The 13446-nt window shown below is 71.5% G+C and carries 11 protein-coding genes and 1 pseudogene; 2 read left to right on the top strand and 10 right to left on the bottom strand.

Going from position 1 to position 13446, the window contains the following annotated elements; all coding sequences use genetic code 11:
- Positions 1-40: 40 nt before the first annotated feature.
- The 3 genes and pseudogenes from mrdA to ACZ4VT_RS16385 form a co-directional block, all read right to left on the bottom strand.
- Positions 41-2116 (bottom strand): annotated as a pseudogene (mrdA, locus tag ACZ4VT_RS16375) (penicillin-binding protein 2); the annotation flags it as partial.
- A 41-nt stretch (positions 2117-2157) separates the two neighbouring features.
- Positions 2158-3615 carry an aldehyde dehydrogenase family protein gene (locus ACZ4VT_RS16380; protein ID WP_362801276.1) on the bottom strand — a complete coding sequence of 486 codons (1458 nt, stop codon included), beginning with the start codon at positions 3613-3615 and terminating at the stop codon, positions 2158-2160.
- An 89-nt stretch (positions 3616-3704) separates the two neighbouring features.
- Positions 3705-4583, bottom strand: a complete 879-nt coding sequence (locus tag ACZ4VT_RS16385) for a helix-turn-helix domain-containing protein (RefSeq protein WP_467950157.1) — start codon at positions 4581-4583, stop codon at positions 3705-3707.
- A gap of 340 nt (positions 4584-4923) precedes the next feature.
- Here ACZ4VT_RS16385 and ACZ4VT_RS16390 point away from each other — a divergent pair, with 340 nt between their 5' ends.
- Complete coding sequence (locus ACZ4VT_RS16390; protein WP_467950158.1) at positions 4924-5433, top strand: ATP-binding protein; 510 nt, start codon at positions 4924-4926, stop codon at positions 5431-5433.
- A 123-nt stretch (positions 5434-5556) separates the two neighbouring features.
- Here ACZ4VT_RS16390 and ACZ4VT_RS16395 read toward each other — a convergent pair whose 3' ends face one another.
- The 3 genes from ACZ4VT_RS16395 to ACZ4VT_RS16405 form a co-directional block, all read right to left on the bottom strand.
- Entirely contained in the window at positions 5557-5802 is a 246-nt protein-coding gene (locus ACZ4VT_RS16395; protein WP_350989850.1) for a DUF397 domain-containing protein, read from the bottom strand.
- A 101-nt stretch (positions 5803-5903) separates the two neighbouring features.
- A complete protein-coding gene (locus ACZ4VT_RS16400) occupies positions 5904-6038 on the bottom strand; it encodes a hypothetical protein (RefSeq protein ID WP_467950160.1) in 135 nt (44 codons plus the stop codon).
- A 155-nt stretch (positions 6039-6193) separates the two neighbouring features.
- Positions 6194-7372 carry a DUF2786 domain-containing protein gene (locus ACZ4VT_RS16405; RefSeq protein ID WP_362801266.1) on the bottom strand — a complete coding sequence of 393 codons (1179 nt, stop codon included), beginning with the start codon at positions 7370-7372 and terminating at the stop codon, positions 6194-6196.
- A gap of 253 nt (positions 7373-7625) precedes the next feature.
- Here ACZ4VT_RS16405 and ACZ4VT_RS16410 point away from each other — a divergent pair, with 253 nt between their 5' ends.
- Positions 7626-9332: a bifunctional 3'-5' exonuclease/DNA polymerase gene (locus ACZ4VT_RS16410; protein ID WP_467950162.1), complete on the top strand. Its 1707-nt coding sequence runs from the start codon at positions 7626-7628 to the stop codon at positions 9330-9332.
- 36 nt (positions 9333-9368) lie between these two features.
- Here ACZ4VT_RS16410 and ACZ4VT_RS16415 read toward each other — a convergent pair whose 3' ends face one another.
- The 4 genes from ACZ4VT_RS16415 to ACZ4VT_RS16430 all read right to left on the bottom strand — a co-directional run bounded on the left by ACZ4VT_RS16415 (position 9369) and on the right by ACZ4VT_RS16430 (position 13311).
- Positions 9369-10673 (bottom strand): hypothetical protein, encoded by a 1305-nt coding sequence (locus tag ACZ4VT_RS16415; RefSeq protein ID WP_467950163.1) that lies wholly within the window; start codon positions 10671-10673, stop codon positions 9369-9371.
- A 110-nt stretch (positions 10674-10783) separates the two neighbouring features.
- Complete coding sequence (locus ACZ4VT_RS16420) at positions 10784-11308, bottom strand: SigE family RNA polymerase sigma factor (RefSeq protein WP_467950165.1); 525 nt, start codon at positions 11306-11308, stop codon at positions 10784-10786.
- Between the two features lie 56 nt (positions 11309-11364).
- Positions 11365-11907, bottom strand: coding sequence for a GNAT family N-acetyltransferase (locus tag ACZ4VT_RS16425; RefSeq protein ID WP_467950167.1), 543 nt, complete (start codon positions 11905-11907; stop codon positions 11365-11367).
- 114 nt (positions 11908-12021) lie between these two features.
- A complete protein-coding gene (locus ACZ4VT_RS16430) occupies positions 12022-13311 on the bottom strand; it encodes a serine hydrolase domain-containing protein (RefSeq protein ID WP_467950169.1) in 1290 nt (429 codons plus the stop codon).
- Between the last annotated feature and the right edge of the window lie 135 nt (positions 13312-13446).

The raw sequence follows: 13446 nt of genomic DNA on the forward strand, positions 1-13446 counted from the left end.
CAGGTCAGCTCCTGTCCTAGATGGCGCCTCAGTTCGGGGAAATCTCCCCGTCCGGCCGAATCGCGGGCAGCGCGCCGGCGGGCTGCGGGAGCAGGGCCTTGGAGAGGTCCTGCCTGCCCGTCGGGTCCAGCCCGTACATCGCCTCGTAGATGCTGCGGACCGCCGGTCCCGACGCACCCGATCCGGTGCCGCCCTGGGAGATCGTCATGACGATCGCGTAATCCTCGGTGTAGGAGGCGAACCACGAGGTGGTCTGCTTGCCCTGGACCTCGGCCGTGCCCGTCTTGGCGTGCATCGGGATCTGCTTCTGCGGCCAGCCGCCGAAGCGCCAGGCGGCGCTGCCGTTGGTGGCCACGCCGGCGAGGGCCTCGTCGATGTCGTCGCGGGTCTTGCGGTCCATCGGCAGCTTGCCCTGCTCCTTCGGCGCGATCTCCTGGACCGACTTGCCGTCGGCGCTGACGATCGCCTTGCCGACGCTGGGCTGGTGGAGGGTGCCGCCGTTGGCGATGGCCGCGTAGACGGAGGCCATCTGGACCGGGGTGACGAGGGTGTCGCCCTGACCGATCGAGTAGTTGATGGCGTCGCCCTCGCGCATCTGGTTGCCCTGCCGGCAGTTCTCGTAGGCGATCTTCTCGGCGAAGCTGCCGTTCTTCTTGCCGTCCCGGCACCAGGCGTCCTTGTTCGCCTCGAAGAAGTCCTGCTTCCACTTGCGGTCGGGGACCCGGCCGGGCACCTCGTTCGGCAGGTCGATGCCGGTGCGCTTGCCCAGCCCGAACTCGTGCGCCGTCTTGAGGAACCAGTCGTTCGGGTCCTTCTTCGGCTTGATGCCGCCGTCCTTCTTCCACTCCTGGTCCGCGAGGGCGTAATAGACCGTGTCGCAGGAGACCTCAAGGGCCCGGCCGATGGTGATGTCACCGTGGCCCTGCGACTCGAAGTTCGTGAAGGTCTGGCTGCCGACCGAGTAGGAGCTGGGGCAGGGGTAGCGTTTGTCGAACGGGTACCCGGCGTTGACCGCGGCGGTCGAGGTGACCACCTTGAAGATGGAGCCCGGCGCCGCCTGGCCCTGGATGGCCCGGTTCAGCAGCGGATAGTTGGACTCCTTGTCGGTGAGGCCGGCGTAGTCCTTGGCGGAGATCCCGCCCACCCAGGCGTTCGGGTCGTAGGTCGGGTTCGAGGCCATCGCGACGATGCGGCCCGTCTTGGTCTCCATCACCACGACGGCGCCCGAGTCGGCCTCGTAGTTCCTGCGGGTGTTCTTGTCGTACGTCTTGCGGGCTTCGACCATCGCGTGGTTCAGCTCGCGCTCGGCCACCGCCTGCACCCGCGAGTCGATCGAGGTCACGATGTTCGAGCCGGGCTGCGCCGGATCGGTCTCGCCCTGCCCGATGACCCGGCCGAGGTTGTCCACCTCGTAACGGGTGATGCCCGCCTTCCCGCGCAGCTCCTTGTCGTACGTGCGCTCCAGGCCGGAGCGGCCCACCTGGTCGGAGCGCAGGTACGGCGAGTCCGACTTCTTGGCCTTGGCGATCTCCTCGTCGGTGACCGGCGAGAGGTAGCCCAGCACTTGGGAGGTGTTGGCCTCGTCCGGGGCCGCGTAGCGCCGCAGGGCGGTCGCCTCGGCGGTGATGCCCGGGAAGTCCTCGGGGTGCTCGCGGATCTGCAGGGCCTGTTCGGTGGTCGCCTCGTCACTGACCGGGATCGGCTGGTACGGGGACCCGTTCCAGCAGGGCTGCTTCGTCTTGGAGTCGCACAGCCGGACCTTGTCGATGACCTCCTGGGCGTCCACGCCGAGGACCCCGGCGAGCCGGGTCAGCACGGACTTGCCCTTGTCCTTCATGGCCAGCAGCTCGGTGCGGCTGGCGGAGACCACGAGGTGGGTGGCGTTGTCGGCGAGCGGGACCCCGCGCGAGTCGAGGATCGAGCCGCGCACGGCGGGCTGGACCACCTGCTGGACGTGGTTGTTCTTCGCCTCGTCCGTGTACTCCTGGCCATTGCGTATCTGGAGGTACCAGAGCCGGCCGCCCAGGGTGAGCAGCAGCGAGAAGACCACGATCTGGATGACGACGAGCCGGTTCTGGACCCGAGGGGTCCGGCCGGTCTCCGGTATGTTGCTCAACGCTGATCTCCCCCGGACGCATGCCGTACGCCCGGCTGAGTCTAGAACGGGAAGCGGCTCCGCCCGTGCTGCACAGAGATCCACTTTTGGGTGGTGAAGGCCTCGACCGTGGCCTCGCCGTTGAGTCTGCCCAGGCCGGAGGCTTTCTCACCGCCGAATGCGGCCAGCGGTTCGTCCCCGATCGTGGAGTCGTTGACGTGCATCATGCCCGTCTCGATGCGCTGCGCGAAGCGGACGCCCCGCTCCACGTCCCGGGTGTGGACGGCGCCGCTCAGGCCGTACGGGGTCGCGTTGGTCAGCCGTACGGCCTCGTCCTCGCCGTCGAAGACCACGAGCAGGGCCACCGGACCGAAGATCTCCTGCCCCAGCAGCGGGGAGTCCTCGGGGAGCCCGGCGAGCACCGTCGGTTCGACGAGGTTGCCGCGCGTAGACCCCCGGACGAGCGCCTGCGCGCCGGATTCCACGGCCTGGTCCACGAGCGCGGTCAGGGCATCGGCCTGGAAGGAGTTGATCAGCGGGCCGATGTGGGTGTCGGCCTCGTGCGGGTCGCCGGTCTTCAGACCGCGCACGCGGGCGACGAACTTCTCCGTGAACTCCTCGGCCACGGAGGCGTCGACGAGGATGCGGTTGGCGGCCATGCAGACCTGGCCCTGGTAGACGAAGCGGCTGAAGACGGCCGCGTCCACCGCGTAGTCGAGGTCGGCGTCGTCGAGGACGACCAGCGCGCTGTTGCCGCTGAGTTCCAGGACCGTGCGCTTGAAGTGGCGGGCGGCGACCGCCCCGACGTGCCGGCCGACGCGGTCCGACCCCGCGAAGGAGATGACCTTGGGGACGGGGTGGGTCAGGAGCGCGTCGCCTATCTCGGCTATGTCGGTGACCAGGACGTTCAGCAGGCCGGCCGGCAGTCCCGCTTCCTCGAAGATCTTGGCTATGAGCCCGCCGCCGACGACCGGGGCGTTCTGGTTCGGCTTGATGACGACCGCGTTGCCCAGCGCCAGCGCCGGGGCGATCGACTTCAGCGTCACCAGGAAGGGGAAGTTGAAGGGGCTGATCACGGTGACGACGCCGACGGGGAGCCGCTGGACGCGGTTCTCCTTGCCCTCGACCGGCGAGGCGAGGATCCTGCCCTCGGGCCGGACGGCCAGCTGGATCGACTCGCGGATGAACTCCTTGGCGAGGTAGACCTCGTACTCGGCCTTGGGACGGGTCCCGCCGAGCTCGTCGATCATCGCCTCGACGATCTCCTTCTCGCGCTCCTCGGTGATCCGAAGGGCACGCTCCAGGACCGCGCGTCTGATGTACGGGCTCGTGGCCGCCCACTCCGACTGGGCGCGCTCGGCGCCGCGGTAGGCCTGGTCCACCTGCTCGACGGTGGCCACGGTGATGGCCGCGAGCTTCTCCCCGTTGTACGGGTTGACGTCGATGATGTCCCACGAACCGGTGCCGGCCAGCCATTCGCCGTCGATGTACTGGTGAGCCAGGTCGCTGAATATGGACATGCCATCCCTTACTGCGAGCGCGCACCCGTGCGCTGCACCGGAGACCGATCGGTCATCATGCACTGATCAGACGTCATACTACGTGCGAATCAAGACAGTTGGAGCAGGCCACGGAGAAGATCCCTGGTCCGGTCGGGGTCGGGGCAGTCGGCCTGGAGCCGCTCCATCGCCCGCCCGTACTGGCCCACTTCCTCGTCTTTGTCCAGGTAGAGGGCGCTGGTGAGCTGTTCCAGATAGACGATGTCCTGGAGGTCCGACTCGGGGAAGCGCAGCAGGGTGAAGGCTCCGCTCTCGCCCGCGTGTCCGCCGAAGGAGAAGGGCATCACCTGGAGCTGCACGTTGGGCCGCTGGGAGACCTCGATGAGGTGCTCCAGCTGGCCGCGCATGACGTCGCGGTCGCCGTACGGGCGGCGCAGCGCGGCCTCGTCCAGGACGGCGTGGAAGACCGGGGCGTTCTCGGAGACGAGGACCTTCTGCCGCTCCAGGCGCAGGGCCACGCGGCGGTCGATCTCGGCGGCGGTGGCACCCGGCATGCCGCGGCTGACGACGGCGTGGGCGTAGGCCTCCGTCTGCAGCAGGCCGTGGACGAACTGGACTTCGTAGATCCGGATGAGCGAGGCGGCGCCCTCCAGGCCGATGTACGTCTGGAACCAGCCCGGCAGCACGTCGCCGTAACTGTGCCACCAGCCCGTCGCGTTGGCCTCGCGCACCAATCCCAGCAGGGAATCGCGCTCCGCGGTGTCCGTGACCCCGTAGAGCGTCAGGAGGTCCTCTACGTCCCTTGCCTTGAAGCTCACCCTTCCCAACTCCAAGCGGCTGATCTTCGATTCGGATGCGCGGATCGAGTAGCCGGCCGCCTCACGGGTGATGCCGCGGGATTCTCGGAGTCGCCTGAGCTGGGAGCCCAGGAGGATGCGGCGCACCACAGAACCGCTTGCTTCTGCGGTCACTAGTACTGCCCTCCCCATCGCATTGGCGTGCGCGTGGTGTGCGCGTGCGTCGCGGGGCCCCCGTACCCCAGGGCCCGCAGTCTGCCACCAAAACGCATCGGCCCGTACTCGTTCTGTAACGGAATCCCGCCTCCGGGAGAAGAAGTCCGTAAGTATGCGTAGGAAGAAATGAGCAAGAACCGTCACGGGAGTGGACAGGTCCGGCGCGTGCACGTGCATCTGCCCTTGCATCCGGCACGCGCATTCGGAACGATGGTCCCCGCGCACCTGCGTGCTCTTCGCGCCGGCGCCGGACCCACCCCGCAGTTCTCTTTGGACAAAGCCGCCGCTTCGTCCGCGAATCCCGGGAGTGCCTCGCATGGGGACGAATGGATCGACCATGCTCGAGCCGTTACGGCAGGGGCTTCCCCCGGTCGACCCCACGGCTGTCTCCGGGTCCGCCTCCTGCGCTCTGCCCGCACGGTTCGACGCGGTGCGGGGCGCGCGCACTTTCACCCGGTCGACGCTCTCCCAGTGGGACCTCGACGACCGCTTCGACGATGTGGCCCTCGTCGTCTCCGAACTCGTCACCAACGCGTTGCGCCATGCCCTGCCGGACGACGCGCGGGGCGCGGACGCCGAGCCGGAGCCGCCGGTACGGCTGCACCTGATGCGGTGGAGCACCCGGCTGGTGTGCGCGGTGCGCGACCCCAGCGAGGACCGGCCCGGCGGGGCCTTCTCACCGGAGCGCACGGAGGAGAACTTCGACCTGGAGTCCGGGCGCGGGCTGTTCCTGGTGGACTCGTACAGCGACAGCTGGGGCTGGCACCCGCTCGCGGGGCGGCTCACCGGCAAGGTGGTCTGGGCACTCTTTTTGCTCCAGGACTGACGCGCCGGCGCGAGTGGCCCCCGGCGCGGCACACGGCGCGGACACAAGACAACTGGCCGGGATCGATCATTGCGATCGGTCCCGGCCAGTGCACGTGCATGGCTTGATGAATGCGCTGTTCCGTCAGCCGATCAAGTGATCGAACTCGCCGTCCTTGACGCCCAGGAGCAGGGCCTGTATCTCGGCCGGCGTGTAGACGAGCGCCGGTCCGTCCGGAAAGCGCGAATTGCGCATGGCGACGTCGCCGCCCGGCAGCTTCGCGAACTCCACGCAGGAACCCTGCGAGTTGCTGTGTCTGCTCTTCTGCCACGTCAGCTCAAACAAGGAAGCGAGTTCTGCAGCTGCCATCCCGTTGTACGCGTGGTCCACAGGAAGCCCCCGATAGTGCAGATGTCAACTCCTCCGGATCATAGCTGTGTTCAATGGCTCCTGCACGGGCAGATGCACGTGCACGCGGGGTGGTCCGTTGATCACAGACAGGTCCTGGTCGCCCGGTGCAGCGCCTCCCGGGCGAGCCGGCGTGCGGCCCGCAGGGGCGCGCCGGTGAGGAGGTCCGCCGTGTCGGGGGACTTGAGGACCGCCGGCGACGGCGCGGGCAGGCGCACCGGTCCCCCGTGCCGGATCGCGTGCGCGGCCGCGTCCAGGACCGACCCGGCGGCGGCGAGCAGTTCCCGTACGCGGTCCCGGCCGGGGCCCTCGGCGGGCGCCCCGACGGCCGGATCGGCTGGGGGGGGCGGAGGACGACCCGAGGCCCTGACGGCTACCGGGGCAGCGGCTTGCGCCTGCCGCCCATGTGGGCGCGGTCGGCGGCGGCCGTGCCGTCCTCCCAGCCCGCGTGGTCGGTGGCGCCCCGCAGCCGGGTGGTCGTGGTGCGGGGGAACATCTCGTCCGCCCGCGAGGTGACGGCGACGTCCCGCGCCACGAGAGCAGGCAGGTTGTCCGGGGCCTCGCTCGCCGCGTGTTCGGCCGTCTCGGCGAGCCGGTGGCCGAGCCGGCTGGCGTAGGCGAGCAGGAAGGACTGCCGGAAGGTCTTCGTCCGCTTGCGCCCGCCCGAGCGCTGCGCGGCCTCGGCGCGGGTCATCGCCGCCGTGCCCTGGACGAGCAGCGAGGTGTAGAGCAGCTCGACCGCCTCCAGGTCGCTCTCGAAGCCGACCACCGTGGAGAACTCGAAGCCGCTGTTCCAGACCGCCCGGCAGCGGTTGGCGGTGGCCACCGCGTCGAGCAGCACCGCCTTCGCCTCCTCGTACGGCGGCTCCACGCCGATCCGGCAGGCCCCGGGCACCTGCGCCGGTCCCTTGCCGCTCGCCGCGAGCAGCGCCTCGTCGACGGTGTGCCGGGCCATCAGCTCCTGGGCCTTGGCGCTGAGCGCCTCCGCCTCCTCCGGGAAGGTGGTCGCCTCCGCCTTGGCGAGCAGCGCCCGGATCCGGCCCAGCATGCGCGGCTCGATGTGCGCGTGCTCCAGGGCGTCGGCGGCCGGGTCCCCGGGAACCGGACCCACCGGTTCGATGGAGGGCAGCCGGATCAGCAGCCGCAGCACCTCCAGGAAGGCGGTGGCCAGCGTGAACCGGTCCGCCCGTTCCCGCTGCGCGAGCTGGTCGGCGTACGCGTCGTCGCCCGTCCACCACACCTCGGCGTCGGTCCACCGTTCGGGCAGCCGCGCGTAGCGGCGCGCCTCGGCGGCGATCAGGTCCCCGGTGATCCGCAGGTGCCGCTCGTCGAGGTCCCGCCGGACCAGCCGCAGCACGTCCGCCGGCTGCCACCCCCGCTCCCAGCCCTGCCGTACGTACGCCTCCCCGCGCGCCAGCAGCTCCCGCCCGACCCCGCCCCACTGCCCCTGATCGGCGACGAGCAACGAAGCCCCGGTGTCCAGCCCGGCATCATCCTGGGCATAGAGGGCGGCGGCAAAGGCCCGATCAACGGTCGCGGCAAGGTCTCTCACACCTCCCAGCTTGGCATGAGCGTTCGAGGCGCCAAGCCACGCTCTCCCCACCACTCACGCCCGCCGCGCCACTCCGCCGGCACAGACCCAGCCCCGCCGGCACAGACCCAGCCCCGCCGGCGTTTGAGGCGCGGGGGTCCGGGGGCAGCGCCCCCGGCAACGGCGCCGCACCCGCCCGGCCCGGCAGCCCCGGCCCGGCAGCCCCGGCCCGGCGGGACCACCCCTGTCAGACCCCGGTGGGACACTCGCACCCATGAGCGACCGCGACCCCACCCCCCGCTGGGCCCTCGCCGAGGACGCCGACGGCTGGTGGCACGCGGCCCCCGTACCCCCCTCGGAGGGGCCCCGGCTCCGCGTCCGCGACCCCGCCGACGCGGTCCGCGCCGCCCCGCCCGGCACCCGCTGGGTCTGGCGGTCCACCGCCGCCGTGTACCCCCGCCTGCTCGCGGCCGGCGCCCGCGTCGAGCGCTGCCACGACATCGAGGACGCCGAGCTGCTGCTCCTCGGCCACGAGGGCCGCTTCGGCGAGCCCCGCTCGGCGGCCGCCGCCTGGGCCCGCCTCACCAACGCCCCCGTACCGCCCGATCCACGCCCGCGCGCCGCCGAGCCCCGCGCCCAGGACTCCCTCTTCGACCCGCAGCCGACCCCCGTTCCCCTGGACGCCCTCCTCGCCGTCCACGCCGACCAGGCGAAACGGCTCGACGCCACCGCCCACCCCGACCGGATGCGGCTGCTCACCGCCGCCGAGTCCGCGGCCTTCCTCGTCGCCGCCGAGATGAACCGCGCGGGCCTGCCCTGGCGGGCCGACGTGCACCGCGCCCTGCTGACCGAACTGCTCGGCGAGCGGTACGCGGGCGGCGGGGAGCCCCGGCGCCTCGCCGAGCTGGCCGACCGCGTCTCGGCCGCCTTCGGCAGGCGGGTGCGCCCCGACCTGCCGGCCGACGTCATCAAGGCCTTCGCCGAGGCCGGGATCAAGCTCAAGTCCACCCGCCGGTGGGAGATCCAGGAGCTGGACCATCCCGCCGTGGAGCCGTTGATCGCGTACAAGAAGCTGTACCGGATCTACACCGCCCACGGCTGGAGCTGGCTCGCGGACTGGGTGCACGACGGCCGCTTCCGCCCGGAGTTCATCCCCGGCGGCACCCTGACCGGTCGCTGGGTCACCAACGGCGGCGGCGCCCTGCAGATCCCCAAGGTGATCCGCCGGGCCGTGATCGCCGACCCCGGCTGGCGGCTCGTCGTGGCCGACGCCGACCAGATGGAACCGCGCGTGCTCGCCGCGATCTCCCGCGACCCCGCCTTCATGGAGGTGGCGGGGCGGCCGGAGGACCTCTACACCGCCGTCTCCCGGCAGGGCTTCTCCGGCGACCGGGACAAGGCCAAGATCGCCGTCCTCGGCGCCGTCTACGGCCAGACCTCCGGGGACGGCCTGAAGAACCTGGCCGCGCTCCGCCGCCGTTTCCCCCGGGCCGTCGCGTACGTGGACGACGCCGCGAAGGCGGGCGAGGGGGGCCGGCTCGTACGGACCTGGCTCGGCCGCACCTGTCCGCCGCCCGCCTCCGCCCGCGACGACGACGGGGACGGAGGCGGCGACCCGGCCGGGGGCGAGGCCGGGATCCCCCAGGACGGGGACAGCGACAGCTGGACCCCGAGCCACGCCTCCACCAACACCCGGGCCCGCGGCCGGTTCACCCGTAACTTCGTGGTCCAGGGCAGTGCCGCCGACTGGGCGCTGCTGCTGCTCGCGGCCCTGCGGCAGGCGACCGCCGGGATGCGTGCCGAGCTGGTGTTCTTCCAGCACGACGAGGTGATCGTGCACTGCCCGGCCGAGGAGGCCGAGGCCGTCGTGGAGGCGATCCGCGCCGCCGGCGACCGGGCCGGCCGGATCGCCTTCGGCGACACCCCGGTCCGGTTCCCGTTCACCACGGCGGTCGTGGAGTGCTACGCCGACGCCAAATAGCCGCGGGCCTGGGCGGCCGGGTGATGAAACCGCGGCCTAGTTCCGGGTCCGGTTCCACCCCGGTGCGAGCGCGAGCGCCTTCAGCTGGTCCAGCGTCAGCGCGGGTTCCTTGCGGGAGGACGTGCCGCTCTGGTCGGCGGTGTTGAAGGCGGAGACCACCACCCGCAGCCCGTCCATGCGGATCGTGTCCACCTTCCACTCGATCACGCCCCTGCCCTTCTCGCCGGGGCCCTGCGTGACCCGTACCAGGGTGCCGTCCGCCAGCGGGGGCAGATTGGGGCCCGCGAAGCCGGAGTTGGCGGAGTCGCCCCGGTTCTCGCCCACGTTGAGCTGGACCAGGGACTTGCCCTTGCCGTCGTCGAACACGACGTAGCCGTAACGGCCCTCCCCGCCCTTGGAGATGACCGGGATCTCGATCCCCGCCCCGGACAGCAGGTCTTCCAGTGCCTCCACGGCCTGCCGGTCCCGCAGCGCGGTCGGCGACCCGGTCCCGGCCTCCGCCCCCGCCCCCGTCCCCGCCCCCGTCCCGGCCTCCGACCCCGGCTGTACCTCCGGTTCGGCCGCCGGCAGGTCGTTCAGCGCCGGGTACCACAGCTCCGAGGTGACCACGGACTTCAACTGGTCGATCGGCAGGGGCGGGTTGCTCCGGGAGACGGCCGCACCCTTCTCGGCGGGGGCGTTCCACTCGTTCGCCTCGACCATGAAGCCCTGCGGGGTCACGCGCACGGCCCGCCAGACCTTGGTGTCCTCCCGCCGGTCCGTGTACTCGTACCCCTTGTGGAGCATCACCGTCGAGCCGTCCGCCAGCTGCTCGGTCCGGCAGTAGTCGTACTGCTCCAGGTTCTTGTCCCCGCACTGGGTCCCCCCGCGGGCCTGGCTGCCGTCCGGGTCCACCCGGCTGAGGCTGATGCTGACGGCCGCCTTGCCCTTGCCGTCGTCGTACACGCCGGAGGCCGCCGGCACCTGATCCTCAGTCCCGCGCCCCTCCGGCCCGGTCAACCGGCCGCCGGGCAGGAGCGCCCGCAGGTTCGCGATCATCTGCTCGGCCGTGACGGTGCCGGAGCCGGCCCGCGGACCCTTGTCGTCGCCCGTCGGGGACGGCGGCGCCGCCACGTGGACCGCGGTGGCGCCTCCGGTGCCGTCGAGCAGGCCGCCGGAGTAGGCGCCCGCCGCCGCGATCAGGGCCAGGGCCACCACCGATCCGCCGGCCACGGCGGTCCGGCGGCGCACCAGCAGCCGTCGGCCGCGCCGCTCGCCGGCTTCCACGAGGGCGTCCCGGTCGACTGTGAAACCGTCCCCCGCACGCCGGAGGGCTACGCCGAGTTCATCTTCGAAGGGCATGGGGAAGTAGACCTTCCGTTTCAAGGGTGGGGTGAGGAAAGAGAAGGGAACGCGACCCGGGAACGCGACCCGGGGACCCGGTCCGGCCGGGCCCGGCCGGACCGGCGCCCTCAGAGGTCCGCGAACGCGGTGAGGCTCCCGCCCAGTTGCTCCCGCAGTCGGGCAAGCGCCCGCGAGGTCCGGGTACGGACCGCCGCCGAGCTGGCGTTCATCGCGTCCGCGGTCTCCTCGACGCTGCGGTCCTCCCAGTACCGCAGCACCAGTACCGCCCGGTCCTTGGGAGCCAGCCGTCCCAGCGCCTCCAGCAGCGTCAGCCGCAGCTCCGGATCGGCGCCGCCGCCGGCCGCGGCGGCCGGTGCACCCGAGTCGGGGAAATCCCCGACCGGGCGCTCTCCCGCCGACCGGCGGCGCTGGTGCGTGAGGAAGGCCCGTACCAGCACCGTCTGCGCGTAGGCCGCCGGATTGTCGATACGGGAGATCCGCCCCCAGTGCAGGTACATCCGGCCCAGGGTCTCCTGCACCAGGTCCTCCGCGAGATGGGTGTCCCCGCTCGCCAGCAGACAGGCCGACCGGTACAGATGGCCCGACCGGCCCGCCGCGAACTCACGGAACCCGTCTCTGCGACCGTGCCGCATTCGTTCCCCCTCGCGTCCGTCTCACCCCATTGACGCAGCGACCGTGCCGGAATGTTTCATCCCGCGTCCGGAGCCGGACGGCCCAGGTCGTGGAAGTACACGTGGAACTCCTCACGGACGAAGCCCTCCGCCTCGTACAGCCCCTGCGCGACCGTGTTGTCGTACGCGGTCTCCAGCTGTACGCCGGACACCCCGGCCTCGCGGGCCCGGCGCAGCACCTCGCGCAGCAGCGCCCGGCCGGCGCCGGTGCGGCGGCCGGCGGGGGCGACGTAGAGGTCGTTGAGCACCCAGGCGGTGCTCAGGGTGAGGGACGAGAAGGCGCGGTAGACCTGCGCGAAGCCCACCGTGCCGAGCCCCGGGACCTCGGCGAGCAGAACGAGCGACTCGTCCTTCGCGATCCGCTCGGCGAGGAAGTCCCGCGGGCCGTCCGGGACTTCGACGTCCACCTCGTAGAAGTCGAGGTAGCCGCGGAACAGCGCGGCCGCCGTGTCGATGTCCGCCTCGCCGGCGGCCCGGACGGCCACCGCGCCGGTGCCCGCTGCCGCGCCCTCCCCCTGCGGGGGCCGGATGTCCTGCCGTGCTGCTGCCTGACCGCTCATGTACGTCTCACATCTCCCTGGAGGGTGTCTCGCGCGCCGCGACCATGGTGCACGGACGGGGCGGATCCGCACCAGCGGTCGCGGGCGGGCCCGTTCGGCCGCGAGGAGGCCCGTTCAGTGCCCGGTGACGGGCTGGGCGGGCAGGGTGAAGACGTGCTCGGGGGTCACGATCTCGGTGATCGCCCGGCCGAACAGGGTGCTGGGCTCGCTGCCCTGGTACGCGGTGTCGGTGTTGAGCAGCACGACCAGCGTGGCCTGCGCCTGCGGGAGGTACACGGTCAGCGACTCGTAGCCGGGCAGTGAGCCGTTGTGCCCGATCCAGCCCTGGACGTTGAAGATGCCCAGGCCGTAGCCGGTGCCCGGGAGCGCGTCGATCACCTTCAGCCGCTCGGCCTGGGTGGCGGAGGTCAGCAGGGTCCCGGTCGCCAGGGTCTTCGCCCAGCTCCGCAGGTCGGGGAGGTCGGAGATCATCGCGCCGGCCGCCCAGCCCCAGGAGGGGTTCCAGTCGGTCGCGTCCTCCGTCTTTCCGGTGGCCGTCTGGTCCGTGTAGCCCTGGGCGTGCGGTTCGGGGAACTCCGCGCCCGTCGGGAACAGCGTGTGCTTCAGCCCGGCCGGTTTGACGACCTCCCGGTCGATGTAGTCGGCGAGGGGGATCCCGCTGACCTTCTCGACCACCAGGCCGAGCAGGATCAGGTTGGTGTTGTCGTAGTAGAACTTCGCGCCCGGCTCGAAGAGCACCGGGTGCTTGAAGGAGTACACGAGCAGTTCCTGCGGGGTGAAGGGGCGGCGGGGATCACTGGTCAGCGCCTTGAAGAAACCTTCGTCCTCGGAGTAGTTGAACAGCCCGCTCCGCATCTCGGCCAGCTGGCGCAGGGTGATGCGGTCACCGTTCGGAACGCCCGCGATGTACGTGCCGATCGGGTCGTCCAGCCCGACCTTGCCGTCGTCCACCAGCTTCAGCAGGGCGGTCACGGTGAAGGTCTTCGTCTCGCTGCCGATCCGCATGTTCAGGCCGGGTGTCATCGGAGCGCCCGTCGCCTTGTCGGCGACGCCGAAGGCCCGTACGTACTCGCCCTTGCCCGGCGCCGACAGGGCCACGATCACCCCGGGCACCTTCGCGTCGGTCATGACCTTGCGGATGGCGTCGTCCAACTGGCGGGCCAGGGCGGGGGTCAGCCGCGGGAACTCGTCGGAGACGGGCGTGGGCGACGGAACCGGGACCGTCACCGCCGGCGCGGGCGGCGCCGCGTCCCGTGCGTAGGCCGCCGCGTCGTCCCGTGCGTACGCCACCGCGTCGTCCCGTGCGTACGCCGCCGCCGGTCCGGCCCCGGCTGCGACGGGCAGCGCCAGGAGACCGGCCACTGCCGCCGCCACCACTGCTGACCTGCGCCGATGCGTAGTCATACCCGGCCTCCTCGCACGCCAGGACAGGAGCCCCACACCGTCCAACGTAGCCCTGTGCCCCCGGCCGGGCGACCTGAAGGGAGACGGCGAAGTAGTCTAAAAATCTATTCTAGAAAGGGTCCGGTACCAGCCACA

It is taken from the genome of Streptomyces sp. NPDC029164, assembly GCF_055563995.1.

Coding starts and splice junctions, on each gene's coding strand:
- ACZ4VT_RS16380 (WP_362801276.1), bottom strand. CDS start 3,615: ATGTCCATATTCAGCGACCTGGCTCACCAGTACATCGACGGCGAATGG.
- ACZ4VT_RS16385 (WP_467950157.1), bottom strand. CDS start 4,583: ATGGGGAGGGCAGTACTAGTGACCGCAGAAGCAAGCGGTTCTGTGGTG.
- ACZ4VT_RS16390 (WP_467950158.1), top strand. CDS start 4,924: ATGGGGACGAATGGATCGACCATGCTCGAGCCGTTACGGCAGGGGCTT.
- ACZ4VT_RS16410 (WP_467950162.1), top strand. CDS start 7,626: ATGAGCGACCGCGACCCCACCCCCCGCTGGGCCCTCGCCGAGGACGCC.
- ACZ4VT_RS16415 (WP_467950163.1), bottom strand. CDS start 10,673: ATGCCCTTCGAAGATGAACTCGGCGTAGCCCTCCGGCGTGCGGGGGAC.
- ACZ4VT_RS16420 (WP_467950165.1), bottom strand. CDS start 11,308: ATGCGGCACGGTCGCAGAGACGGGTTCCGTGAGTTCGCGGCGGGCCGG.
- ACZ4VT_RS16425 (WP_467950167.1), bottom strand. CDS start 11,907: ATGAGCGGTCAGGCAGCAGCACGGCAGGACATCCGGCCCCCGCAGGGG.
- ACZ4VT_RS16430 (WP_467950169.1), bottom strand. CDS start 13,311: ATGACTACGCATCGGCGCAGGTCAGCAGTGGTGGCGGCGGCAGTGGCC.